Genomic DNA, 23,536 nt, shown 5'->3' with positions numbered 1-23,536 from the left:
GATCATTTCGCAGAGCGGCTGGCTTGCCGCTGGAAATGAAATGGGGCGTACTCCTCTCGCGAGCACGCCCCAAGTGCCTGATTTAATAACGCTCTCGGAGAATCAAGCCTGCGCAGAATAGCATGGCGCCTCTGCCTCAACAACTCGCATTGGTCAATTTATTATTCCAATTAATTTCCATGGAAATCAATTGGAATAAATTTCCATATAAATTAACGCATTCAATTGATTATTGCGCCAATTGAAAATATTCATTGTCAATTTTAAAATCGGTTTATAAATCGTATTATTGGGCTGTTGCCTGGGTTGCCGTCGTTCGCGTTGAGTCAGACTTTCAGCAATCGCGAGAAGGTGCGTTGGGACACCGCACGTACTCTGGCTCCCGGCGTGATTCGCCAATTGCTCGCGATCGAGCACGGCGCCCCCACCTGCCTGAACATCAATTTCCCAGACGTCAACACGGCGGCCGCCGGTCCGCTCACGCCGAGCAAACAGGGTGTCGGATCTGCGCGGCTCGCTGCGTCGTTACGCCAAGCGGTGGCCTGCGCGTCTTCAAAGACGATGTGCGCCGGTCAGGCTCGGCGCGCCGCCGGGCCCGGCTGGATCCGGGTTACCGAATGCGGGAAGGCTGCCATCGGCACGGGCACGGGCGATTTCCGCGCGTACCTGTGCGCGTGTTTTCGGGCCGCCCTCCGATTTCAACACCGCGCCTGCGGGAGGCACGAGTTGAGGTGAGGATTGCACGGGTACAGCTTGCGCGGACAAGTCGGCTTGCTGGACTGGCGGCGGCGATGTCGGCTGCGTCGCTTGCGATTCAGCAGGCGCGCTGGCCGTATTCGAACCCACCATCACAGCAGCGGGCGCAGAAGATACGGCGTTAGCAGCAACACCAGGTGCGCCGTTGGCACGTGTTCTCCCGCTCGCGGTACTACCCGTGCCAACGGCGGCTACCACGGTTTCGGGTACATGCCGGGTCTTCACGTAACTGGAGGACGCACGGTTCGAGTGTTCGTGCATCGCAGCGGCTCTGTCGTGAGAGCGACCGGATTTTCCTGAAGACGGCGAAGACAATCGCGCCGATTTCCACCCTTGCCGCACCAGCGCTTCCGCATGCGTAGCGACCGGCGCCTGCTGCGCGCGCGCCGCCACTTCCCTTTGCAGCGCGAGAACCTGATCGTCGTTCCGATGCGCCGGGCGCACCGCGTCCAGTTGGGCTTGCGCGGCGACCAGATCGTTGCGCTGCAGACTATTGCGCGCCGCCCGGAGGTCCCCTGCTATGGCCGTAGCTGAATCGCCGCGCGCGACGACCGGTCCGGAACTTACCGAGCCGCTCATCGTGTCGCCGCGTGTGGAGTAAGCCGATGCATTGTCGTGCTCCAGGCCGAATTCGTCCGCCGACAGCCAGCTTTTGTCCGACTGCGAAATATAAGCCGCGATTGCAACCGCGCAGACAAAAAGGCTCGTGAGAACTATCTTCCTGGGTTCGCTAACCATGACGTCTCCCTCTCAAATCGTGAACATGCGCGTTTGCGATATCGCAAACGTGCCCGAATTCATCAGAGGGTTCGCAGCGAATCAATAGATGCCGCCGCAACGACCGCGAGTTCGGGCCGGCACAGTCACGTACGAGGATGGGTGCAAGCTGGATGCGTGCTATCTGCTATTTATAGCCTCCAAACTTCGATTCGTCCGCTCGCGTGGGGAGTGTTGTCTGAAAAAGCCAGCTTGCTGGCCAGCCTTTCCTACGACGATGGTTGGAACTGCGAAGCAGTGCAAAGCCGGCTCACATCCGGTGAACCCACGCGCTTACACGAGCGGACCCTCAGTCTGCTTGCCGCGCACAGCAACCACAATCGAGCTTCCAACAATCAACGCAATCCCGAACAGCGACATGCTGCCGATGGTCTCGCCCCACACGATATAGCCGAATAACGCGGCCCACACGATGCTCGTGTAGTTATACGGCGCGAGCGCGCCGGCGTCGGCCTGTCGGAACGCCATCGTCATCAGCAACTGCCCTGCCGTGGCGAACCCGCCGAGCAACGCCATTACCGCGAGTGCTTCGATCGAAGGCGTGCGCCACGCGAAAAATAGCGATGCGCCGGTGACGATCGTGCCGACTACCGTGAAATACAGCACCGTGGTGCCCGAATCGTCCGTGGCGCGAATCCGCTTGATCTGAATGATCGATAACGCGCCGAAAACCGCGCTCGACATCAGCAGGACCGGACCGAGCCAACTTGAATGAGAACCGTCCGGTCGCACCACGAAAAGGACGCCGATAAAACCGACCGCGGCGGCAAGCGCATCGCGTGGTTTGAGCGTTTCCTTCAGAAGCAGCGGTGCAAGAACGATGACCAGCAAGGTCTCCGAGTAAACGATCGCCACTGCTTCACTGAGCGGCACATAGGGCAGCCCCGCAAAGAACAGCCCCGAGGCGCCGAGCAAGGTCAGCGAGCGCACGGTCTGCCCACGCACATCCATATGTTTAAGACGCTCGATGAGCGGTTTGCCGCGCAGGCAAACGGCCACGGCAGGCAACAGGCCGAACACCATCCGGAAGAATGTCACTTCATTGGCCGGATAGGCGAGCGCGACAGATTTCGCCAGCGCATCGACGAGCGCGAAGCAGAACATCGAAACCAGAATCAGCGCGACGCTGCGTAGCGGCACGGCTCCATTCCGGACAGCGGTGATGGGCGGCATGAGTTTTCCTGAGAGCGCGCACAGCAACGCGTCGCTTTGGTTTCGCCGCCGATGAAAGGGGGGCGTAATCGGAAAACGGATTATGCCTGCTGCTCCTCGTGCTATCGACTGGAATAACCGCGGGCATCCATTGCGCATGGCGCCGGCACGCGCTCCTGCTTCCGGCCTCGCTCCCTGCCCCTCTTTTGCACCCTATCGGGTAAGTACCGATACAGGTCTTGCCAACTAATAATATTATTCATATCGATTTCCTCATCCATGGGGCTTAGAGATACTGTCTAAGGCCCTATGCAGATTTAATAATAATTATGACCATCAATTAAGCGGGGACATCAGGAGATACAGGTGCGCAATTACTTTGTGCTGGCAGCGCTCGCCATGCTGGGCGCTTGCGGCGGCAATGACGGTTCGCCGGACGTGGCTGCGTCAGCGAACAAGCAGATCGCGGCAGTCGATTCCCCTGCGGCGGCATCAGCAGCGGCGGCGGCCTCGGCGGCGGACACCGCCAACGTTGAAGCCGAGTTCAGGGCCGCGAAGACCACCCCGCTGGGGATGAAAACGACGACACCGCCGCTCGTGATCGCAGACCCCACCCTCAACCTTCCGCCCTACACGCCACCGCCCCCGCCCACTCCGGTTTCCACCACGACGCTCAACTTCGGCGACTTCACGAGTTACCTCGCGCCCGGATCGACACAAGGATGGCAGCCCGGCACAAGCAGTTCGACCATCACGATTCCCCCGCCGGCAACCAACGGCACGGGCGCCGGCGACAAAGCAGTGGCGCTTGCAAGCACGTATGCCACGGCGTCGTACGAAGCGGACGTGACGGTGAGCGCACCCGTGGGCAACGGCGCCGCGAACGCCGGCTTTATCGTCCGTACGACGAACCCCACAGCGGGCGGGCCCGATAGCCTGACCGGTTATTACATCGGCCTCGATACAGGCTCGCACGTACTGCAGGTCGGCCGGGAAAACAACAACTGGACGAACTTCATCGCGTATCCGATGAGCACGATCGTGGGCGGCAGCACGCACCATCTGAAGGTTACGACGAGCGGCACGGCGATCACCGTCGACTTCGACGGTCAGCGCGTGATTAGCGTCAACGACGCCACCAATGCGCTCCCCGCCGCGTTCCAGTCGGGCAGTTTCGGGTTACGGCGATTCGGCGTCGGCGCCACCTTCAGCAACATCACGATCCACACGTATCCGACCGTCACGTCCCCCACCTTCGATTTTTCCAAGGTTGTCGGCGCGGTCTACACGCCATCAAACGCGGTGAACGCAATCGACTTCTGGGAGAACTACGACCCCGAGATCGTCAACCGTGAGCTGACCTACGCGCAAACGTACGGCATGAACACCATTGCCGTGTATCTGCACTACCTCGTATGGGCGAACGATCGCGTCGCATTCCTGAGCAAGTTCGAGAACCTGCTGAAGATTGCCGCGCGGCATGGCATCAAGGTCTCGCCGATCTTCTACGACGACTGCTGGAATCCGACGCCCGCATATGGTCCGCAGCCGGCGCCGATCTGGGGGGTGCATAACAGCCAGTGGGTGCAGTCGCCTGGGACGCCGGTCGAACAGGCGTATTTCCAATCGACGGCGGCCAATGCCAGCATCACCTACAAGCAGAGTCTCGCGAGCTACATCACCGACTTCGTCGCGCCGCACCGCAACGACCCGCGCATTATCTTCTGGGAACCTATGAACGAACCGGGTTGTAGTGGCAACGGCTCGTTGCAGCAAACGCGCGCCGTGATGATGAACGATGCACGCATCGCGATTCTGAATGCGGGTGCGACGCAGCCGGTCAATTCGCCGCAAGTGCAGGAGGACGAAGGCTCGTATTTCTCGGACTTCTATGCGTTCCACCCGTACGGCAACCCGTACACGGGTCCGGTGAACGGCAGCAATGTCAGCGCGCTGAATTCCGAAACGCTGCAACGCGGCTTCCCTGGCACGACAGGACAGACGATGCCTGGCATTGTGTCGAACTACGGCGGCACGACGGGCTTCCTTGTGTGGGAACTGATGATCGGCCGTACCAATACGCGCTTCCATTGGGGCCAGGTGCCGGGCGCGCCCGCCACTGTCGAACCGGCGACGCCCTTCCAGGGAACGATCTATCCGGACGGTCACCCATGGCAGACGTCGGAAACGCAGGCTTTGACGGGGGGATTCGATGTGAAGCTGCCGGTGCTGCAAGTCGGCTACTACAACGATCCGACCTTCAACAGTGCGCCGGTCAAGACGTCGGTCACGCCATTGATCGATTTCGACCTGAACACCGAGCGTGGCACCGATTCGCCCGATGCCTCCGCGGGCATTAACGCAACCGGCTATGGCGTGCGGTGGACCGGCGCGATCCAGGCCGCCAGAACAGGGCTCTACACGTTCTCGATCAATAGCGATAACGTTGCGCGACTCTGGATCAACGGGGTGCGGGTCATCAACAAGAAGACCTCGACGCCAGGCACCGTGAGCGGCACGACCTGGCTCTCTGCGAAGCAGCGCGCCTCGATCAAGGTGGAGTATGTGCATGGTACGGGTCCGGCAAGCATGCACCTGTCGTGGTCGAGCCCGGCGGCGCAGAACCCCGGGGCACTGCGAATCGTGCCGTCGGATTCGCTCGTGACGTCGAACTGAACGAGACTTAATGAAACTTAAGGAAACCTGATTAGCCAGTCGGCAGCGTGGACGCTGCCGACTGGCGGGTTAAGCGCATTCCATCGGCTTGCGCCGTGCACCTCGGCGCATTCCCAGCGCATAATTTGAACCCCCCTCTGTTTTATGCGATGCTACCTGCGCCCCAGCAATCATGAGAAGAAGAAGGGCGTGAGGCAGACCAATCCTGTTGTCCATTCCTCAGGAGGAGACATGATTGTGTCATTGCAATTGCGCAGCATCGGCCTTGCCCGTCGGCCGACATTTCCCCCGTTGGTGGGGGCTTCCAGTTTAAGAAAAGCAACCGCTGTTTCCAGCTTCGTCTTCCTCACCAGTCTCATCGGCGTGTGTCACGCCGACACTCAGGTCGGCGGCACACTTCCTCCCGCTCCCGACAAGCTTTACGGCGATCTATTCGTGGCCGTGCAAACCGCGCAGATCTATCCGGATCAAAAGACTTTCGTCGACGCAACACCGAACGCCGACCCTGTCGCGATCGTGCAACTGTACGAACAACAGAAGAACAATCCCGGCTTTTCGCTAGCGAACTTCGTCAACCAGTACTTCACTGCGCCGAGCGAGCCTGTCATCACACCGCCCGCGAATCAGACGCTGCGCGAGCACATTAACTGGCTGTGGCCTGCCCTCACCCGCACCACCACGAGCGCACCGGCGAACAGTTCGCTGATTCCGTTACCGAAGCCTTATGTCGTGCCGGGAGGCCGCTTCCGCGAAGGCTACTACTGGGACACGTACTTCACGATGCTGGGTTTGCAGGAATCGGGCCATGAGGATCTCGTCGACAACATGCTCGACAACTTCGCGTATGAAATCGATACGTTCGGTCACATTCCAAACGGCAATCGAACCTACTATCTGGACCGCTCCCAACCACCGTTTTTCTCGTACATGGTGGCGCTGGCGGCAAAGCTTGAGGGCCGCAGCGTCTATCAGAAGTATTTGCCGGCCTTGCGCAAGGAGTATGCGTACTGGATGCAAGGGGAAACCACGACGCAACCCGGCCAGGCGACGCGCAATGTGGTCGTGATGCCGGATCGTACGGTACTCAACCGTTACTGGGACGAACTCGATACGCCGCGTGACGAGTCGTATCTGGAGGACATTCAGACGGCCCAGCAAGCCAACGGCCGCAATCCGAACGAGGTCTACCGCGAATTGCGGGCGACCGCCGAGAGCGGCTGGGATTTCAGCTCCCGCTGGTTCGGCGACAACATGACACTCGCGACGGTGCGTACCACGTCGATCATCCCGGTCGATCTGAACAGCCTCATGTTCCACCTTGAAATCACCATCGCGAAAGGCTGCGGCGAGACGCGCGATTTCCGTTGTGTCGGCGAGTTCGCCGAACGCGCCGCGAAACGGGCGCTCGGTATTAACCGGTACTTGTGGAATGCCAACGGCTACTACGGCGATTACGACTGGACGCTCGGGAAACCGCGCGACAACAAGACCGCGGCGATGGTGTTTCCGTTGTGGGTCGGCGCCGCGTGGCCGGAACGTGCGCAAAAGACAGCCCAGCAGGTGCAGTCCATCCTGCTGCAACCGGGCGGCCTTGCGACCACCACCTATAACACCACGCAGCAATGGGATGCACCGAACGGCTGGGCGCCGTTGCACTGGGTCGCGATCGAAGGCCTGAAACGCTACGGCCAGGATGCGCTCGCGCAGCAGATCGGCACTCGCTTTCTGGCCGACGTGAAAGGCGTTTATGCGTCGGAGAAGAAGCTGGTCGAAAAGTACGTGGTTGAAGGCGCGGGCACCGGAGGTGGCGGCGGTGGCGAGTATCCGTTGCAGGACGGCTTTGGATGGACCAACGGGGTGACACTCAAGCTACTCGATCTGTATAGCCCGGGCGAATAGGCATGCCGTGAAGCACATCTGGAGGAAGCGAGGCGCCCACGTCAGCATCAAATGACGTGGGCGCCTCGCTTTACCGCGTGCCTCAATACGTCAGGCCATATCCGAACGGATACAACGGATGCGCGGTATCGTGCGGCACGTCTTCCAGTTGCGCGGTGACCTCGGCCATCGACGAAGGCAACTCGAACGGCAGTTTCCCTTGCGGTTGGCCTTTGCCGGTCAACACGTCGAATAGCGCTGCATCGCTTGCGCCGAAATTAGCGAGGATGGCGGTCGCTTTATCCTGGACGTTGGTGAGAATCGCCGGGCGATCCATGTACACCGACACGATCGACTTCGGCGCGTTAGCGGCCTGCTTGATCGCCTCATAGTCCTTGGCGCCGTCGACGAACGCCAGGCTGCCTTCATGCTGCATCGAGCCGAACATATAGTTCGGATGCAGCGTCTCGTACGGCGTGCTCACGCGCAGGATCGCCACGTCCGCGGCTTGCGGCGTATCGACAACCTGGTAGCCATATTTCTGCGCGACGGCCGGATCGATACCGTATAGCCAGACTTTCTTCCCCGCTGCCGTCATCGGCAGCAGTTTGCCGTTGTTTTGCAGCAGCACCATGGAACGGCGTTGCGCATCGAGCGCTTGCGCCTGGAAATCCGCATTGCCCACCACCGCGCTCGCCTGGTTCGCATCGACATAAGGATGATCGAACAAGCCTTGCTGGAATTTCTGCAAGAGGATCCGGTACGCCGAATCATTGAGGCGCGCTTCCGTCAATTGCCCCTGATTCACGGCCTGAATGAGGAAGCTCGGATCGTCTTCGCCGCCGAACTGGTCGACGCCGGCGTTGACTGCTCTCACAAAACGCTGCAGACGGGTAGCGGTTTCCATGCCCCACGGCATGCCGAGTCCGACAAACGAGGGCGTGCCGGAGGACGCGCCGTTCATGCAGTTGGCGTCGCAGTCCGAGGCAATCAGCCAGTCCGACACGATCACGCCTTTGAAGCCGTACTTGCCGCGCAGCAGATCGGTCAGCAGCGGTTTGTCATAGGCGGCGCCGACCTGTTCCAGCGCAATGCCGTCGATGCTCACGGGTCCGTCCGGCTCGGAATAAGTCGGCATCACCGAACCAACGTTAGCGGCGAAGGCACCTTCAAACGGCTTCAGGTGATAGGCGAAATTGTTGCCTGGATAGGTCGCATAGCGGCCATAGTAGTTATGGCTGTCGAAACCGGATTTCTGCGCGCCATAGCCGGCCCAATGCTTGACCACCGCAATCACGCTATTCGCCTGGATGCCGTTGCTGCCGCCCTGAAAGCCCTCGATATAGGCCTGCACCTGCGACTTCGTCAAATCCGCATCTTCGCCGAAGGTGCCGTTGATGCGAGCCCAACGCGGCTCAGTGGCCAGATCGGCCTGCGGCGAGAGCGCCACGGTAATGCCGACTGCGCGATACTCCTGGCGCGCGATGTCGCCGAACTTGCGCGTCAGGTTCGCGTCGCCAATCGCGGCGAAACCGAGCGTTTCGGGCCACTTCGAAAAGCCGCTGTCGCCAGCGCTCGCGCCCAGCACGTATTGAAAGTGATTACGCGGATCCGTGCTGATCGACACCGGAATACCGAGCCGCGATTGCTCCGCCAAGGTCTGAATCTGGTTGTACTGGCTGGCCATCGTGTTGGCATCACCGCTCATGCGCGTGATGTACGTGCTGATACTGCGGTCGTTGATCTGCGTCTTCAAAGCGGCCATATCGTAGGCCGTGCCAGTGCCTGAGCCCGTCGTATCGTTCAACACAGGCGCGGTGCCGTGCATCATGAGGCCGGCTTTTTCGGCGAGCGTCAGCCGGCTCACCAGATCGCGCGCGCGTGCGTCGGCGCTTAAACGCCAGTCTTCGTATGGCTCGAGCTGACCGCTCCTGTTCATGTCCTTGAACTTGAGGCCGTCTTTAGAAATGAGGTTGAGCGTCGTATAACCGAAGTCCTTCTGCGCGACGGGTGCATCGAGTTTGTCGCTGTTTCCGCAAGCGGCGAGGCCTAGCGCGAGCGCGGCACTGGACGCCGTCAATGCCGATCTGCGAAAAACAGGCCCTGAAAAAATGTGCATCGATGTCTCCTGGGATTTGATTCGTTTTGCCCGCTTTTGAACGGCCAGACAAACAGCCGTGCGTCACTCTACCGACCCAGTCCGGTACCCGTTTTACTGCCGGGTGCAGGTTTTATCCTCGTGGAGCACGACGCGTGATGCGACGCATCAAAGCCCTTCTAATTCCGCCTGGCGCATGCGCCCTGAATCACCTTGCGCCTTGGAAAGCCGCATGGCGCCACGCTCCGCGGGCAACTGACAAGTAGTGGCAATTCCTGATGGTGTCGGCGAACATGTCTGCGCATCATTCTGTAAGGAATGTTTTCGTAAACTACATGTCATCCAGAATGCAGGTTCGCTTTAGCGGCAACAGCCGTACTGTCTCCAATCGCATTGCTGTTTTTGCCATGGATGCGGCCGAGCGTGCCGGTGTATCGCCGCAGCTTTTCACTGCCCGCACCGGCATCAGCACGCAGGATCTGATCGATCGAAACGGCCGCATCGATGGCGCGCGGCATCGGCGCGTCGTGGAGTTGATGGCGGCTGTGAGTTCGCCTTCCCGGGTGATCCCTGACGGCCCACAAACTTTTTTCCCGGATTTTCCGGTACTGGGCAACCTGTGCCTCAACGCACGCACGCTGCGTGAAGCTATCGAGTCATTTCACACGTATCGCCCGCTCATCGGTGAGTTCGACTTTCTCTGCTACAAAGAGACGTCTGAACTCGCCCGGTTCGACTACATTGCCGAATTCGCCCCAGCCGACGGCTTTCAGGCGCTCGCCAACTTTCAGGTGCTCGCCGGCCTGATCCGCGCTTATGACGTGGCGCGACGCACGGTATTTCAGGTTTCGTTAATGGGGCGCAGATTGCCCGGATCTCAGGATTCCAGTGAGTTCTTTGGCGCCGAAGTCCGGTATGGCGCCGATGCGAACCGGCTGCAGTTCGCCGCCGCGCAACTGGACGTGCCGTTCCCCCAGTACAACGGCACGCTGGCGCCGTTTCTGCAGCAGCAGGCTCAACAGGAACTGCTGCGAATCAAGCGAGGCCATCTGTTCTCGAACAGCGTCGAGAACCTGATTAGCGAAATCATCATCGACACCTCCGACGAGCGGCATACGTCGTCCTCGTTGCTCGCGCAAATATGCGAGCGGCTCAATACCTCACGGTGGACGCTGCGCCGCCAGTTGCAGGCGGAGGGCCTGCATTTCACCGAACTCGAATCCCGCGTCAGGTTCAAGGAAGCATGCCGATTGCTGAGCGAAACCCGCTTGAGTCTTGCGCACATCAGCGAACAACTCGGCTTCTCGTCGCAGAGCGCTTTCACGCGGTTCTTTCGTGCCCGCCATGAGATCCCGCCGCTGGCGTTTCGCCGTCGCGAGCAGTTGGGATAGCAGGCGCACAACCAGAGTACTGTATAAAAACACAGTATAATGACCTGCTTGAACAGCCTTGCGCTCCTGCCGGGCTATCGCTACTCCATAGTTGGAATGTATGGCGCATCAGCAAGGCTTATTCGCACCCGAGCCTGTGTCCCTTATCCATGACGAGGAAGGCGGAATTCGTTACTTGCCCGAGTCGATCCCGGCCCAGGTCGCGCAACGGTGGTTCGAGCAGGCATTTGAAAATATCGGCTGGATGAGCCAGCAGCGCATGATGTATGAGCGGGAAGTGGCGGTGCCACGTCTGCTCGCCACCTTCTCACGTGAATCCGAGGATCTGCCCGCGCCGCTAGGCGAAGCATTTGAAGCCGTGCGCTCGCTGCTCGGCGTGCCGTTCAATCGCGTCGGCCTCAATCTCTATCGCGACGGCAATGACAGCGTCGCGCTCCACGGCGACAAGACGGAAAAACTGTTACCCGCTCTGCCGATTGCCATCGTCTCGCTGGGCGTGAGCCGCCGCATGTCGATCCGGCCGACGGCGGCCTCTGGCCGGATCGTGCATGTGGAACTGGAGCCAGGCAGTTGCATCGTCATGAGCTATGCCTCGCAGTTCACGCATGAACACGGCATCCCCAAGGTGGCCGGTGTCACCGAGCCGCGTATCAGCCTCGCGTTTCGCTGCTTTGCAGGCTGAGGCTGCTTCTGAGTCCGTTTTTGAGTCCGCTTCTGTGTGTGCTCCGTCAGGTCACGCCTATGTCACGCTCACCTCAGGTCATCCCGCCTTCACACACGCAGATTTATTTTCGCCGCCGCCTCACGTCACACCGAGTTTCGCGAGCAACGCTTTGGCCGCGGCTTCCGACGACGCGGGATTCTGCCCCGTAATCAGATTGCCCGCGACCACCACATGCGACTGCCAATCCGGCCCCTTCGAATACCTGGCGCCGCTCTTCTTCAACATGTCTTCAACGAGGAAAGGCACGATGTCCGTGAGCCCGACTGCCGCTTCTTCGGAATTGGCAAAGCCAGTAACGGGTTTATCGCGCACGAGTGGCGTCTCGTCCGGCCCCTTTGCATGACGTAGCACACCGGGCGCATGGCATACCGCGCCGACGGGTTTTCCACCGGCATAGAGCGCTTCGATCAGGGCAATGGAATGGGGGTCCTCGGCGAGATCCCACAGTGGTCCGTGACCGCCGGGATAGAACACTGCGTCATAGTCCGCAGCCGACACGGTGGAAAGCTTCGCGGTATTCGCCAACGCGGCTTGCGCCTGCGGATCCTTTCTGAATCGCCGGGTTGCGTCGGTCTGCGCGTCGGGGTCGTCGCTCTTCGGGTCGAGCGGCGGCTGGCCGCCTTTAGGCGAAGCGAGTGTCATCTCGACGCCGGCATCCTTGAACACGTAATACGGCGCGGCAAACTCTTCGAGCCAGAAGCCGGTTTTCCGGCCTGTATTGCCGAGCTGGTCATGTGAAGTCAGTACCACCAGAATCTTCATGGAAACCTCGCGAGCGGATTCAATGCGCGTTGCACCAGGCTATCGAGCGGAGTCGTCGGCGCGTATGGCAACATGCCGTGGAGCGATGTCGTCGGCTTCAGGCGCTCTGGCAGTATAGGTGGCTATCCGGAACGCCGAAGAGGTTTTCCGGTTTTACCGCGCGCGCTTTTCACGTCCGCCCGTGCGCGGCTACACAACACAGATTTCAGGGTTGTCCGCCAATAGCAAAAACTGTCCTGTGCGCCCATCGAGTGCGAGCATCGTGCCGCTTTCGATATTGAAAATCCAGCCGTGCAGTCGAAGTGTTTTGTTCGCCAGACCCACGGCCACTGACGGATGAGTGCGGATGTTGGCGAGCTGAGCAATCACATTGTCTTTGACCAATGCGTCGAGGCGTTCCGCGTCTGAGGTGTAAGTTCGCGACGCGTTGATCGCTTTCGCCGCGTCGGCGTGACGCAGCCAACCCGCCACGGCCGGCAGATGGTCGAGGTTCTTGCACGTGCAAATCGCTGTCATTGCACCGCAATTGGAGTGGCCACAAATCACGATATCGCGCACGCCCAGTACCGCCACGGCGTACTCGACGGTGGCCGACACCCCACCCGGCTCCGGGCCGTAAGACGGCACGATGTTGCCCGCGTTGCGGATCACGAACAGCGCGCCGGGCTCGACTTGTGTCAGCAACTCGGGAACGACACGGCTATCCGAGCAGGTCACGAACAGCGTGTTCGGACTTTGCGAAATCGACAAACGTTTGAACAATGCGCTCTGCTGCGGGAAGACTTCGCGTTGAAAGCGGATGAATCCTTCTATGATTTCCTGCACGACGTTCTCCGGATAATCAAAGCCTCAGCCTGCGGCAAGCTGAGGCATGTCTGCGATCGGTTCGCGCGACTATACCGTAGCTGAAGTCGCTTCATGGTCCGGCAGGTCGGCGCTTCTTCCAGATAGGGCGATCAATCGGATCTTCTTCGATTGATGAAGGCCATGAAGGCGCTGTCGCCTGGCCGCTCACGTGCTGATACATCGCCTCGGCGGACACGCCCATGCGCAGCGAAAAGCTATCGGAGCAGGCTCGGCGCTCAGCAGCCGGCCTTGCCCCTATGTCAGGAATTGGGCCGCTAGTGCCTCAATTGAAATCCCCGGTTTCGAGTTCGACGGACTGCCCCCCGTTTTTCTCGAGAACCCGCCGCGTTGCATTTTCAATTCGCGCGCGATTTGCCTCGAAAGTACCGACCAGAGTGTGGGCCGATGGCCCCCCGTTGCCGAAATGGTCGTTCAGCGCGTCCAGCGACACGCTGCACCAGACGTCAGCCCCATCGACATTAGCTTCGAAGGCTACGCGCGCCGCTGCCACCACTTCACGGCGTCCGGTGAATTCGATCCTCATAATGACCCTCCATTTGTCGAAAGTAACATCGAGCGCGCAAAGGCTGTGCCGAGCTGCTTTTACGCCGCTTCAGCCCTGCTTCAGCTTCGCCATATCGGCTCGCGCTCAGCGCACATTCTCCACAAGGTGCATACTTGAGATCGGCCGCCTTCGGGCGGCCGCGCTTATGCGTCGCGGCGTGCATGTCATGCGTCACACCGCCAGACGCCTCCAACATACTAATACTACCCGCCCCATGTCCCGCAGCCCGCAATCGTCGCGTCCTTTAGTCATTGCCGCAGTCATGGCTTCGATGGCGATGGTCGCCATCGAAGCCACCATCGTTTCCACCGCCATGCCACAGATCGTCGCGCAACTCGGCGATCTGCATCTGTATAGCTGGGTCTTTTCGTCGTTCCTGCTCACGCAAACGGCGATGACCGTGGTCTTCGGCAAGCTCACCGATCTGTATGGACGCAAGCCGGTCATGCTCGCCGGTATCGCGATCTTTCTGCTCGGCTCGGTGCTGGCCGGCTTCGCCTGGTCGATGCCCGCGATGATCGCGTTCCGACTGATTCAGGGCATCGGCGCGGGCGCGATCCAGCCGGCCACGCTGACCATCGTCGCCGATCTCTATCCGGCGCGCGAACGCGGCAAGGTGCAAGGCTATCTTGCCAGCGTATGGGCCATTTCCGCGGTGGTCGGGCCGATGGTGGGCGGCTTCATCATCCACAATCTGTCGTGGGCGTGGATCTTCTGGATGAACGTGCCAATCGGCCTGGCGTCCGCGGCCGGCTTCATCGCGTTCCTGCGCGAATCGGAGCGGCATGCGCGTCCGTCGATCGACTTCGCGGGCGCGGCGCTGTTCATGGCGGCGATCGCGGCACTCATGATGGCGCTGACCTACGCGGGCGACGAGGACATCGTCAAGGCATTGCTCGCGGGCGGTGCGTTCATGGTGTGCCTGGTGTTGTTCGTGTTTCAGGAGCGCCGCGCGGCTGAGCCGATGATCTCGTTCGCGCTCTGGAGCCGCCGGCCGATCGCCGCGTGCAATGCCGCGACCGTCCTGTCCGGCATGATCCTGATGGGCGCCACGACCTTCCTGCCGATGTATGTTCAGGGCGTGCTGCATCGCTCGCCTGTGGTGGCCGGTCTTGCGCTCACCATGATGATGGTGGGCTGGCCGGCGGGCGCGACGCTCGCGGCGAAAACATTTCACCGCCTCGGCTTGCGGCGCATTCTGATCGGCGGCAGCGCGTTCGTGCCGATCGGCGCGGTGCTGCTGCTGTTCCTGCAACCCGGCGGCTCGCCGCTCGTCGCGGCGTTCGGTTCACTGATCATGGGGTTCGGCATGGGCACGTCGAGCGTCAGTTCGCTGGTGCTGATCCAGGAAATCGTCAAGATGGACGAACGCGGCAGCGCCACCGCATCGAATCTCTTTTCGCGCAATCTCGGCAGCACGCTTGGCGCGACGCTGTTCGGCGCGGTGCTCAACTTCGGGCTCAGTCACTCGAAGGGTGTCGCCGCGGTCACCTCGGATCAGTTGAAAGCGCTGCTGCAGAATCAGGCGGCGAGTCTCGCTAACAGCGACATGGTCCGCATGGTGTTGCACCAATCGCTTCATCTGACCTTCATCTCGATATTTGCGATTGCGATCTTTGTGGTCGTACTGCTGGGCTTCGTGCCGCCAATCAATATCGGACCGGCGAAGACGGTACCACTTGAAGCGTTTTCACCGCTTGAGGACTAAGCTTCGCTACGAGCCACCCGCAGGCAATACATCGAGCGCCCTTTGAGCGGTCTGTGCATGAATCGCGTCGCGATGCATGCATACTCAACGCACGCTCGGCGTTCAATACTACAATCAGAATAACGCGACGCCGGAAAGGCGCACACCATAAAAACATAGAGAGAAAGGGGATCGTATGGATCGTGTGGAACCCATCCTGACAGCGCCAGGCCACGCTTCGGGAGCCACCCTTTTGGCCGATTGGGACGACACGCAAACGTTCGGCGTGCGCTACTCAATCAAACCTCCCGGCAGGCAAGGTATTTTTTCCGCAATCCGCTATGCAGCCGGCATCAACGGTGAACTGTCGTTTTCAAAAGATGACATCACGCTGCACGGCTCGACCAGCGCCGAGCGACGATACCTTCAGCGGGCGGAAATCTTCGACATCAAACTCGCCGGCCGTCGCATTTCGTTCGATCTGCATGGAGCGCAAGGCGGCATTGAGCACGCCGTATTGAAGACGCGCAGTGAGGAATACGTTCGACGCACCCCGCACCGCGCTAAGGCAAGCGATGCTGCGCTACATCGACGACAACCGCCGGTTCGCCCGCGCCGTGGCCCTCATACTCATGCGTACTCAGGATCTCGATTCGGCAACGATGGCGCCGCTCCATGCGCTCAGCCAGGATGCGGTAGAACAGGCAGCGCTGATCAAGAAGCTGGCCGCGGCGACCAACGGGCCGCCACGCTGATGCAGACGTATGCCATCCCGACGCGCAACTGAATCCGCCGCGTATCAATCGCCGTCCCGGCAGAGCCTCATCAGCCACGCATAAACCGCATCCACCGCCGCGGAGCGCGCCGGCTGTGCCGAGCGCATCAACCAGAGCGGCGCGAGCGCGAATCCCGGCACCTGCGGTAAGACCTCGACACGCCCGCTCGTCAAAGCATCGCCGGCGGTGAGCCGGGACACCATCGCGATGCCCGCTTCCTGCTCGGCGGCCGCAACGAGGAAGCGTGAATCGCTGACGGTCATCGCACGCCGCGTACGCAAGCCGCCCCGCCTTAACTCAGGCAACCATGGCGCCCACTCCGCACGCGCCTCGTGAACCAGCAAGGGCGCCTTCGTCAAAACCTCTGGAAATGATGCCGAGCGCAGCCGCCGTGCAGTGATGGGGCCGCAGATGGCGACCGCTTCTTCTTCGAGCAGCAGTTCGCACACCACTTCCGGCGTGCGAATTTCCTTTGCCGACACCACCAGATCGACGTCCACACGATCGATCTCGTTGACCTCTTCACCGGTTACGAGCCATATCTCGAGATTCGGCAACGCATCGGAAAACGCCCGCATGCGCGGCATCAGCCAGCCGGAGGCAAACTGCGGCGCACACACGAGGATTACTGAGTCGGGATTGCCGTACGGCTCGATGCGATCACGCCCGTCGGCAAGCGTGGAGAGCGCCGCTGTCACGGTCTGCGCATACAGCGCGCCCGCGGCCGTCAACGCGACGCCGCGGCCAATCCGCCGGAACAGCGGCTGGCCGGTCCATTCCTCGAGTTGCTGAATCTGATGGCTGATCGCCGATTGGGTCAGCGCAAGTTCCTGCGCGGCCCGCGTGAAGCTGCCGAGGCGCGCGGCGGCGTCGAAAGCGAGCAAAGCCTGCAGTGGGGGAAGTCTACGCATCGGATCGTCAGGGCCAGAGTCGCGGTCAGATATTAGAAATATCGATACTTCCAGCAAGATTCTTCGCTTTTCGCCGGAATATTGCCCCGCAATGATAGCGCCAGTTGCTCTTCACACGCCGCACGCTGCTTCGGCAGACATGAGGAAAATTTGTGTGACGGCGCTCATTGAAACGGACCGGATCGACCTGTATGACCCAGAACCTGAACGCTTTGCACCTCACCGCCACCACGCCTGCCCCCGGCGCTGACGCAGCCGGGCAACCCGCTGCGCCTACTTACGCCGGCGTGCTGTCCTTCATGCGCCGGCCCTACACGCGCGATCTGACCGGCGTGGACGTCGCCGTATCGGGCATTCCGCTCGACCTCGCGACCACGTTCCGCCCCGGCACGCGTTTCGGCCCGGCCGGCATGCGCGCGGCCTCGGTACAACTGGCCGACCTGGGCGCGTTTCCGTGGGGCATCGATCCGTTCGATCATCTCAACGTGGTCGACTACGGTGACTGCTGGTTCGACGCCCATAATCCGCTCAGCATTCGCGATGCGATCATCGCTCACGCCCGCGAGATTCTCGCAACCGGCACCCGCATGCTGACGTTCGGCGGCGATCACTACATCACTTACCCGCTGCTGGTCGCGCATGCCGAAAAGTACGGCAAACCGCTGAGCCTGATTCATTTCGACGCGCATTGCGACACCTGGCCGGACGACAACCCCGATTCGCTGAACCACGGCACGATGTTCTACAAGGCGATCCGTGAAGGACTGATCGATCCCGCCCGCTCGGTGCAAGTCGGCATTCGCACCTGGAACGACGACTTCATGGGCGTACGCATTCTCGACGCACCGTGGGTCCATCGCAACGGCACGCAGGCGACGATCGACGAAGTGCTGTCGATCGTTGGCGATGCGCCCACCTACCTCACCTTCGACATCGACTGTCTCGATCCGGCCTTCGCACCCGGCACGGGCACGCCGGTGGCGGGCGGTCTGAGTTCGGCGCAGGCGCTGGAAATCGTTCGCGCGCTGGGCCCCGTGAATCTGGTGGGCGCGGACGTGGTGGAAGTGTCGCCCCCCTACGACCACAGCGACGTGACCGCGCTCGCCGCGGCCCACCTTGCCGCCGACATGCTGTGCCTGATGCGCAATCAGAAACTGCAACGCCATCAGCGCATGTAAAGCCACCACTCCTTTGTTGAAACCTCTCTGGATGACCACCATGCCCGATACCGTCATAAAGCGGACGCCCGCTGCGCCTATGCTTGCCGCGCTGCTGTTCTGCGCGTTCGGCGCCACCGCGCACGCCGACCAGAAGCAGCTCAATCTGTACAACTGGGCCGACTACATCGCGAAAGACACGGTGCCGAACTTCGAAAAAGAGTCCGGCATTCACGTGCAATACGACGTCTACGACGGCGACGAAACCTTGCAGGCGAAACTGCTGACCGGTTCGACCGGCTACGACGTCGTGGTACCGACCTCGAACTTTCTCGCCAAGCAGATCGAAGCCGGCATCTACCAGAAGCTCGACAAATCGAAACTGCCGAACCTGGTGAATCTCGACCGCACGCTCCTGAAGCTGGTCGCCGATGCGGACCCCGGCAATCAGTACGCGGTGCCGTGGGCGTGGGGCACCACGGGGCTCGGCTACAACGTCACGCGGGTCAAGAAGATTCTCGGCAACGATGCGCCGCTCGATAGCTGGGACATCCTGTTCAAGCCCGAGTATCTGAGCAAGCTGAAGAGTTGCGGCGTCTCCGTGCTCGACGCGCCGACCGATGTGTTCGCAGTCACGCTGCACTACCTTGGCCGCGACCCGAACAGCACGAACCCAGCCGACTATCAGGCCGCGTACGACGCGCTGAAGAAAATCCGCCCGTATATCACACAGTTCAACGCGACAAGTTACATCAACGACCTCGCGGGCGACGACATCTGTTTCGCGCTGAGCTGGTCGGGCGACGTCTCGATGGCGAGCCATCGTGCGCGCGAGGCCAACAAGAGTTACGAGGTTAAATACTTCATTCCTCAAGGCGGCGCGCCGGTCTGGTTCGACATGATGGCAATCCCGAAAGATGCGCCACATCCTGAAGCCGCGCTCGACTGGATCAACTACATCGAGCGTCCCGAGGTTCATGCCGGAATCACCAATGCGGTGTTCTATCCGAATGCGGACGCGGCCGCACGCAAATTCGTGCGGCCGGAAATTCTCAACGACCCGACCGTGTACCCGCCTGAGTCCGTACTGAAAACGCTGTTTCTGCTCAAGCCGCTGCCCGCCCCGATCAAGCGCCTGGAAGGCAGGTTGTGGGCACAGTTGAAGACCGGGGGATAGAAAGTTCGCTGAGCCTGGGCGCGCAACTGGACCGCCCAGGTCCTGGCGTGGCCCTAAGCCGCGAGCAGTTCGATTCCATCTAACTGCGCCGCGCACGTATCGCGCACGATCCTGACGAAATCGTCGAAGTAAGGACGGCTCGCGAAGCCTTTGCCGGCCACCGCATAAAGCTCGCTCCACAAGCCCTGCGTGCCGACGCGTTTGGCCAGCACGTAGTCGTGGTCGACATAGTTTTTCACGCCCCAGTTCGGCAGCGCCGCGATCCCGCGGCGGCTCGCCACCAGTTGCATGATCGCGATGGTCAACTCCGCAGTGCGCCGTTCGAGTTTGATGCCGGCCGGCTCCAGCACTTCGCGAATCAGATCGATACGCGCTTCGGGCACAGGATAGGTAATCAGCGTCTCGTCGTGAAGATCGTCCGACACCACGCGCCGTTTATTGCGCAACCGGTGCTCGTTGGCCATCACCACCAGAATTTCGAAGCGAAATAGCGGCGCGATATGCAGGCTGCGCCTGGTGGCCGGCTTCGAACCGATCACCACGTCCGCCTTGCCGTCGCTCAACAGGCGTAGCGGGTCCGCATGAAAACCCGCCACCAGATCGACTTCGACTTCCGGCCAGCGCCGGCGGAACTCATCCATCACCGGCATCAGCCAGTCGAAACACGTATGGCATTCCAGCACGATGCGCAATTCGCCGCGCGTGTCGCCTTTCAGACGCACGAGATCGCGCTCCGCTGCGCTCACCGCGGCAATCGTCTCGCGCCCAAGCGCCAACAGCCGCTCGCCCGCCGCCGTGAAACGCAAACCCTGCCTGGTGCGCTCAAATAGCGAGACCTCGTAATGCGCCTCGATATCGCGAATCTGATGCGACAGCGCGGACTGGCTCAGATGAACGCGTTCGGCAGCCGCCACCAGCTTGCCGGAATCGGCGATGGCGATCAGCGAACGCAAGTGGCGAAGCTCAAGCATTTCGCGGCCCCGCTCTGGAAGATTCTATTTGGATATGAATTTGGCTCATACATTGGTGAAAACATGTCGCTTGATGAATCATAGCGCGACTTTCACACTGAGCGCCAATTCATACAACGCACGAAAGGAATTCGCATGGCCCGCACGCATATCCCCGGCTTTCCGCGCATTGGTGCGCAACGCGAACTGAAATTCGCGCAGGAATCGTTCTGGCGCGGCGAATCGGACGAAACCTGTCTGCGTGGCGTCGCAAAGGCGTTACGCGCCCGTCACTGGCAGTTGCAGCAGGACGCCAGGCTGGATTTCGTCGCCGTCGGCGATTTCGCCTACTACGATCAGATGCTCAGTCTGAGCGCGCTGCTCGGCGCGTTGCCGGAGCGCTTCGGCTTCGATCCGAAAACGCTGTCGCTCGGCCAGTACTATGAACTCGCGCGCGGCAACCACGCACAACCGGCGATGGAAATGACCAAGTGGTTCGATACGAACTACCACTACCTCGTGCCGGAGCTGGGTCCGGATACGACCTTTAACGGCGGCGTCGAATGGCTGTTCGACGAGATCGACGAAGCACTCGCGCTGAATCTGCCGGTCAAGCCGGTGCTGATCGGGCCGATTACCTACCTGTGGCTGTCGAAGAGTCACGTGGCCGGCTTCGACCGGTTGTCGTTGCTGCCGAAGCTCGTGATCCGCTACAGCCGCATTCTGGAGACGCTCAAGCAACGTGGCATCGAGTGGGTGCAACTGGATGAACCGGCGCTGTGTCTCGATCTGCCGACGGAATGGCTCGACGCGTTGTCCGCTGCGTATGACGTGCTCGGCACATCGGGCGTCAAGGTGCTGCTGGCGACGTACTTCGAAACCGCCGCAGATCACGCGCAGCGCGTCGCCAGCCTGCCGGTTGCCGGCGTGCATATCGATCTGGTGCGTGCACCGCAACAGCTCGATGCATGGCGTGCCGCGTTGCCCGCACACGCCGTGTTGTCGGCGGGGGTGATCGACGGCCGCAATATCTGGCGCGCGGATCTCGGCAACATCGTCGAGTCGTTGCAGGCGCTGCATGCGGAGCGTGGCGAACGTTTGTGGATCGCATCGTCCTGCTCGTTGCTGCATGTACCGGTTTCGCTCGACGCGGAGAAAAAGCTCGATGCCGATCTGAAATCCTGGCTCGCCTTCGCCACTGAAAAACTCGACGAAGTCGGCACGATCGCTCTCGCCCTGCGCAACCCGGCCGCCGCCGAACCGAAGCTTGTCGCTGCTGATCGCGCACTGGAAGCGCGCCGCCACTCGGGCGCGGTCGTGAATGCATTGGTGCAAAAACGCGTGGCCGCCGTGAACGCTGCGATGGCGGAACGTAAAAGCCCGTTCGCCGAACGCAATCGTGTGCAGCGCGAAGCGCTCGACCTGCCGCTCCTGCCCACCACCACGATCGGTTCGTTCCCGCAAACACCGGCCATCCGTCAGGCGCGCGCCGCCTACAAACGCGGCGAACTGCGCGCGCTGGACTATCTGCAGCGGATGCGCGCCGAAATCGAAATCGCTGTGCGCAAACAGGAAGAACTGGGGCTCGACATCCTGGTGCACGGCGAAGCCGAACGCAACGACATGGTCGAGTATTTCGGCGAACAATTGTGGGGCTATGCATTCACGGAAAACGGCTGGGTGCAGAGTTACGGCTCGCGCTGCGTGAAACCGCCGATCATTTACGGCGACGTCTATCGCCCCGAGCCGATGACGGTCGAGACGACCCGCTACGCGCAATCGCTCACCCATCGGTTAATGAAAGGCATGTTGACCGGGCCGGTGACGATGCTGCAATGGTCTTTCGTGCGCGACGACCAGCCGCGCTCGACCACCGCGCTGCAACTTGCGCTCGCAATTCGCGATGAGGTAGTAGACCTCGAAAAGGCCGGCATCCGCATCATTCAGATCGACGAACCGGCTTTCCGCGAAGGCTTGCCGTTGCGTAAAGCCGATTGGTCCACCTATCTGGAATGGGCGACGCGTGTGTTCCGCATCTCGGCGGCGGGCGTCGCCGATCAGACGCAGATTCACACGCATATGTGCTATTCGGAATTCAACGACATCTTGCCGTCGATCGCCGCGATGGACGCCGACGTGATCACGATCGAGACCTCGCGCTCAGCGATGGAACTGCTCGACGGCTTCGGCGCCTTCGCGTATCCGAACGAGATCGGACCGGGTGTCTACGATATCCACTCGCCACGCGTGCCGAGCACGGAAGCCATGCAGCGGCTGCTGGAGCGCGCATGCGAAGTGATTCCGGCTGCGCGCCTGTGGGTCAATCCGGATTGCGGACTGAAGACGCGCGGCTGGCCGGAGACGGAAGCAGCGTTGACGAATATGGTGCGCGCCGCGAAGGCGTTGCGGGTGAAGCTGGCGGCGAAGCAGCTTGAATTGACTGACTAAACGTTTGAACAGACGCCGCCTGCAACGCTCATCCGTAACCCACTCCTTACGGATGAGCTTGCAGGTGTCTATTACTCAATCTCCTTTCGCGTACAACGTCGACTCAGCAAATCCTTTGGCAGCCAGCACCTGTCCCACCAGTATCAGCGCCGTCCGCTCGATATGGGTGGACTGCACTTTGCCGACGATATCGTCGAGCGTTCCCGTGATTTTTTCTTCGTCCGGCCAGCTTGCACGATAGATCACTGCGATCGGGCAATCACCACCGTAGTGCGGCCGCAATTCATCGACGATGCGAGCCAGGTGGCGCACGCCGAGGTGAATTGCCATCGTCGCGCGATGTCTCGCGAGGTCGCCGAGTTGTTCGCCTTCCGGCATGGTGGTTTTGCTTGCAAAGCGCGTAAGGATCAGCGTCTGCGAAATATCGGGCAACGTGAGTTCGCAGCCGAGCGTCGCCGCGCATGCGGCGGTCGCCGTCACGCCGGGCACGATCTCGTAGGGAATATCGAGTTCGCGAAGTCTGCGAATCTGCTCGCCGATCGCGCCATACAACGACGGGTCGCCGGAGTGCACGCGCGCCACGTCATGGCTTTTGTCGTGCGCTGCTTTGAGTAACGCGACGATCTGATCGAGATCGAGGTCGGCGGTATTCACGACCTGCTCCGCGCGATGCCCTTCCAGCACAGCGGCCGGCACCAGCGAACCGGCATACAGGATCACCGCGCAGCTTCGCACGAGGCGCTGCCCTTTCACCGTGATCAGTTCCGGGTCACCGGGGCCCGCGCCGATAAAAAACACCGTCATT

Annotated in this window: 18 protein-coding genes and 1 pseudogene; 10 read left to right on the top strand and 9 right to left on the bottom strand. The window is 60.9% G+C overall.

The window, feature by feature from the left end; genetic code table 11:
• Positions 1-291: 291 nt before the first annotated feature.
• Positions 292-504, top strand: a pseudogene (locus PQR40_RS35300) (5'/3'-nucleotidase SurE); the annotation flags it as partial.
• 48 nt (positions 505-552) lie between these two features.
• Here the strand turns inward: PQR40_RS35300 and PQR40_RS35295 are convergent.
• The gene (locus tag PQR40_RS35295) at positions 553-1,494 is read right to left on the bottom strand and encodes a hypothetical protein (protein ID WP_408510919.1); all 942 of its coding nucleotides are present in this window, start codon (positions 1,492-1,494) and stop codon (positions 553-555) included.
• Between the two features lie 312 nt (positions 1,495-1,806).
• A complete protein-coding gene (locus PQR40_RS35290) occupies positions 1,807-2,706 on the bottom strand; it encodes a DMT family transporter (RefSeq protein WP_408239571.1) in 900 nt (299 codons plus the stop codon).
• 345 nt (positions 2,707-3,051) lie between these two features.
• On the opposite strand from PQR40_RS35290, the gene PQR40_RS35285 reads away from it, so the two are divergent.
• Entirely contained in the window at positions 3,052-5,361 is a 2,310-nt protein-coding gene (locus PQR40_RS35285; RefSeq protein WP_408510918.1) for a PA14 domain-containing protein, read from the top strand.
• A 231-nt stretch (positions 5,362-5,592) separates the two neighbouring features.
• Complete coding sequence (treA, locus tag PQR40_RS35280; RefSeq protein WP_408239565.1) at positions 5,593-7,260, top strand: alpha,alpha-trehalase TreA; 1,668 nt, start codon at positions 5,593-5,595, stop codon at positions 7,258-7,260.
• Positions 7,261-7,342: 82 nt separating this feature from the next.
• Here treA and PQR40_RS35275 read toward each other — a convergent pair whose 3' ends face one another.
• Positions 7,343-9,358, bottom strand: a complete 2,016-nt coding sequence (locus PQR40_RS35275) for a glycoside hydrolase family 3 protein (RefSeq protein WP_408336552.1) — start codon at positions 9,356-9,358, stop codon at positions 7,343-7,345.
• A gap of 314 nt (positions 9,359-9,672) precedes the next feature.
• Here PQR40_RS35275 and PQR40_RS35270 point away from each other — a divergent pair, with 314 nt between their 5' ends.
• Positions 9,673-10,728 carry a helix-turn-helix transcriptional regulator gene (locus PQR40_RS35270; RefSeq protein ID WP_408510917.1) on the top strand — a complete coding sequence of 352 codons (1,056 nt, stop codon included), beginning with the start codon at positions 9,673-9,675 and terminating at the stop codon, positions 10,726-10,728.
• 100 nt (positions 10,729-10,828) lie between these two features.
• Positions 10,829-11,410 carry an alpha-ketoglutarate-dependent dioxygenase AlkB gene (locus PQR40_RS35265; protein WP_408239556.1) on the top strand — a complete coding sequence of 194 codons (582 nt, stop codon included), beginning with the start codon at positions 10,829-10,831 and terminating at the stop codon, positions 11,408-11,410.
• A gap of 120 nt (positions 11,411-11,530) precedes the next feature.
• Here the strand turns inward: PQR40_RS35265 and PQR40_RS35260 are convergent, their stop codons facing one another.
• The 3 genes from PQR40_RS35260 to PQR40_RS35250 form a co-directional block, all read right to left on the bottom strand.
• On the bottom strand, positions 11,531-12,214 hold the full coding sequence (locus tag PQR40_RS35260; protein WP_408239553.1) for a type 1 glutamine amidotransferase domain-containing protein: 684 nt from the start codon (positions 12,212-12,214) through the stop codon (positions 11,531-11,533).
• Between the two features lie 189 nt (positions 12,215-12,403).
• Positions 12,404-13,039, bottom strand: coding sequence for a carbonic anhydrase (locus PQR40_RS35255; RefSeq protein ID WP_408239550.1), 636 nt, complete (start codon positions 13,037-13,039; stop codon positions 12,404-12,406).
• Between the two features lie 304 nt (positions 13,040-13,343).
• A complete protein-coding gene (locus tag PQR40_RS35250) occupies positions 13,344-13,604 on the bottom strand; it encodes a DUF1488 family protein (protein WP_408239547.1) in 261 nt (86 codons plus the stop codon).
• Between the two features lie 235 nt (positions 13,605-13,839).
• On the opposite strand from PQR40_RS35250, the gene PQR40_RS35245 reads away from it, so the two are divergent.
• The gene (locus tag PQR40_RS35245) at positions 13,840-15,333 is read left to right on the top strand and encodes an MDR family MFS transporter (protein WP_408239544.1); all 1,494 of its coding nucleotides are present in this window, start codon (positions 13,840-13,842) and stop codon (positions 15,331-15,333) included.
• A 175-nt stretch (positions 15,334-15,508) separates the two neighbouring features.
• A complete protein-coding gene (locus PQR40_RS35240) occupies positions 15,509-16,099 on the top strand; it encodes a hypothetical protein (RefSeq protein ID WP_408510916.1) in 591 nt (196 codons plus the stop codon).
• Positions 16,100-16,111: 12 nt separating this feature from the next.
• On the opposite strand, the gene PQR40_RS35235 is transcribed toward PQR40_RS35240, so the two are convergent.
• Positions 16,112-16,999 carry a LysR substrate-binding domain-containing protein gene (locus PQR40_RS35235; protein ID WP_408510915.1) on the bottom strand — a complete coding sequence of 296 codons (888 nt, stop codon included), beginning with the start codon at positions 16,997-16,999 and terminating at the stop codon, positions 16,112-16,114.
• Between the two features lie 191 nt (positions 17,000-17,190).
• Here PQR40_RS35235 and speB point away from each other — a divergent pair, with 191 nt between their 5' ends.
• A complete protein-coding gene (speB, locus tag PQR40_RS35230) occupies positions 17,191-18,177 on the top strand; it encodes an agmatinase (RefSeq protein WP_408510914.1) in 987 nt (328 codons plus the stop codon).
• A gap of 40 nt (positions 18,178-18,217) precedes the next feature.
• Positions 18,218-19,333, top strand: coding sequence for a polyamine ABC transporter substrate-binding protein (locus tag PQR40_RS35225; protein WP_408336540.1), 1,116 nt, complete (start codon positions 18,218-18,220; stop codon positions 19,331-19,333).
• Between the two features lie 53 nt (positions 19,334-19,386).
• Here PQR40_RS35225 and PQR40_RS35220 read toward each other — a convergent pair whose 3' ends face one another.
• Positions 19,387-20,304: a LysR family transcriptional regulator gene (locus tag PQR40_RS35220; RefSeq protein WP_408239526.1), complete on the bottom strand. Its 918-nt coding sequence runs from the start codon at positions 20,302-20,304 to the stop codon at positions 19,387-19,389.
• Between the two features lie 135 nt (positions 20,305-20,439).
• On the opposite strand from PQR40_RS35220, the gene metE reads away from it, so the two are divergent.
• A complete protein-coding gene (gene metE, locus PQR40_RS35215; protein WP_408510913.1) occupies positions 20,440-22,731 on the top strand; it encodes a 5-methyltetrahydropteroyltriglutamate--homocysteine S-methyltransferase in 2,292 nt (763 codons plus the stop codon).
• Positions 22,732-22,806: 75 nt separating this feature from the next.
• Here metE and cobM read toward each other — a convergent pair whose 3' ends face one another.
• Positions 22,807-23,535, bottom strand: a complete 729-nt coding sequence (gene cobM, locus PQR40_RS35210; RefSeq protein WP_408510912.1) for a precorrin-4 C(11)-methyltransferase — start codon at positions 23,533-23,535, stop codon at positions 22,807-22,809.
• Position 23,536 lies beyond the last annotated feature (1 nt).

It is taken from the genome of Paraburkholderia sediminicola, from assembly GCF_046026855.1.
GTDB lineage: Bacteria > Pseudomonadota > Gammaproteobacteria > Burkholderiales > Burkholderiaceae > Paraburkholderia > Paraburkholderia sediminicola_A.
This window is presented reverse-complemented; position numbering and strand designations above follow the sequence as displayed.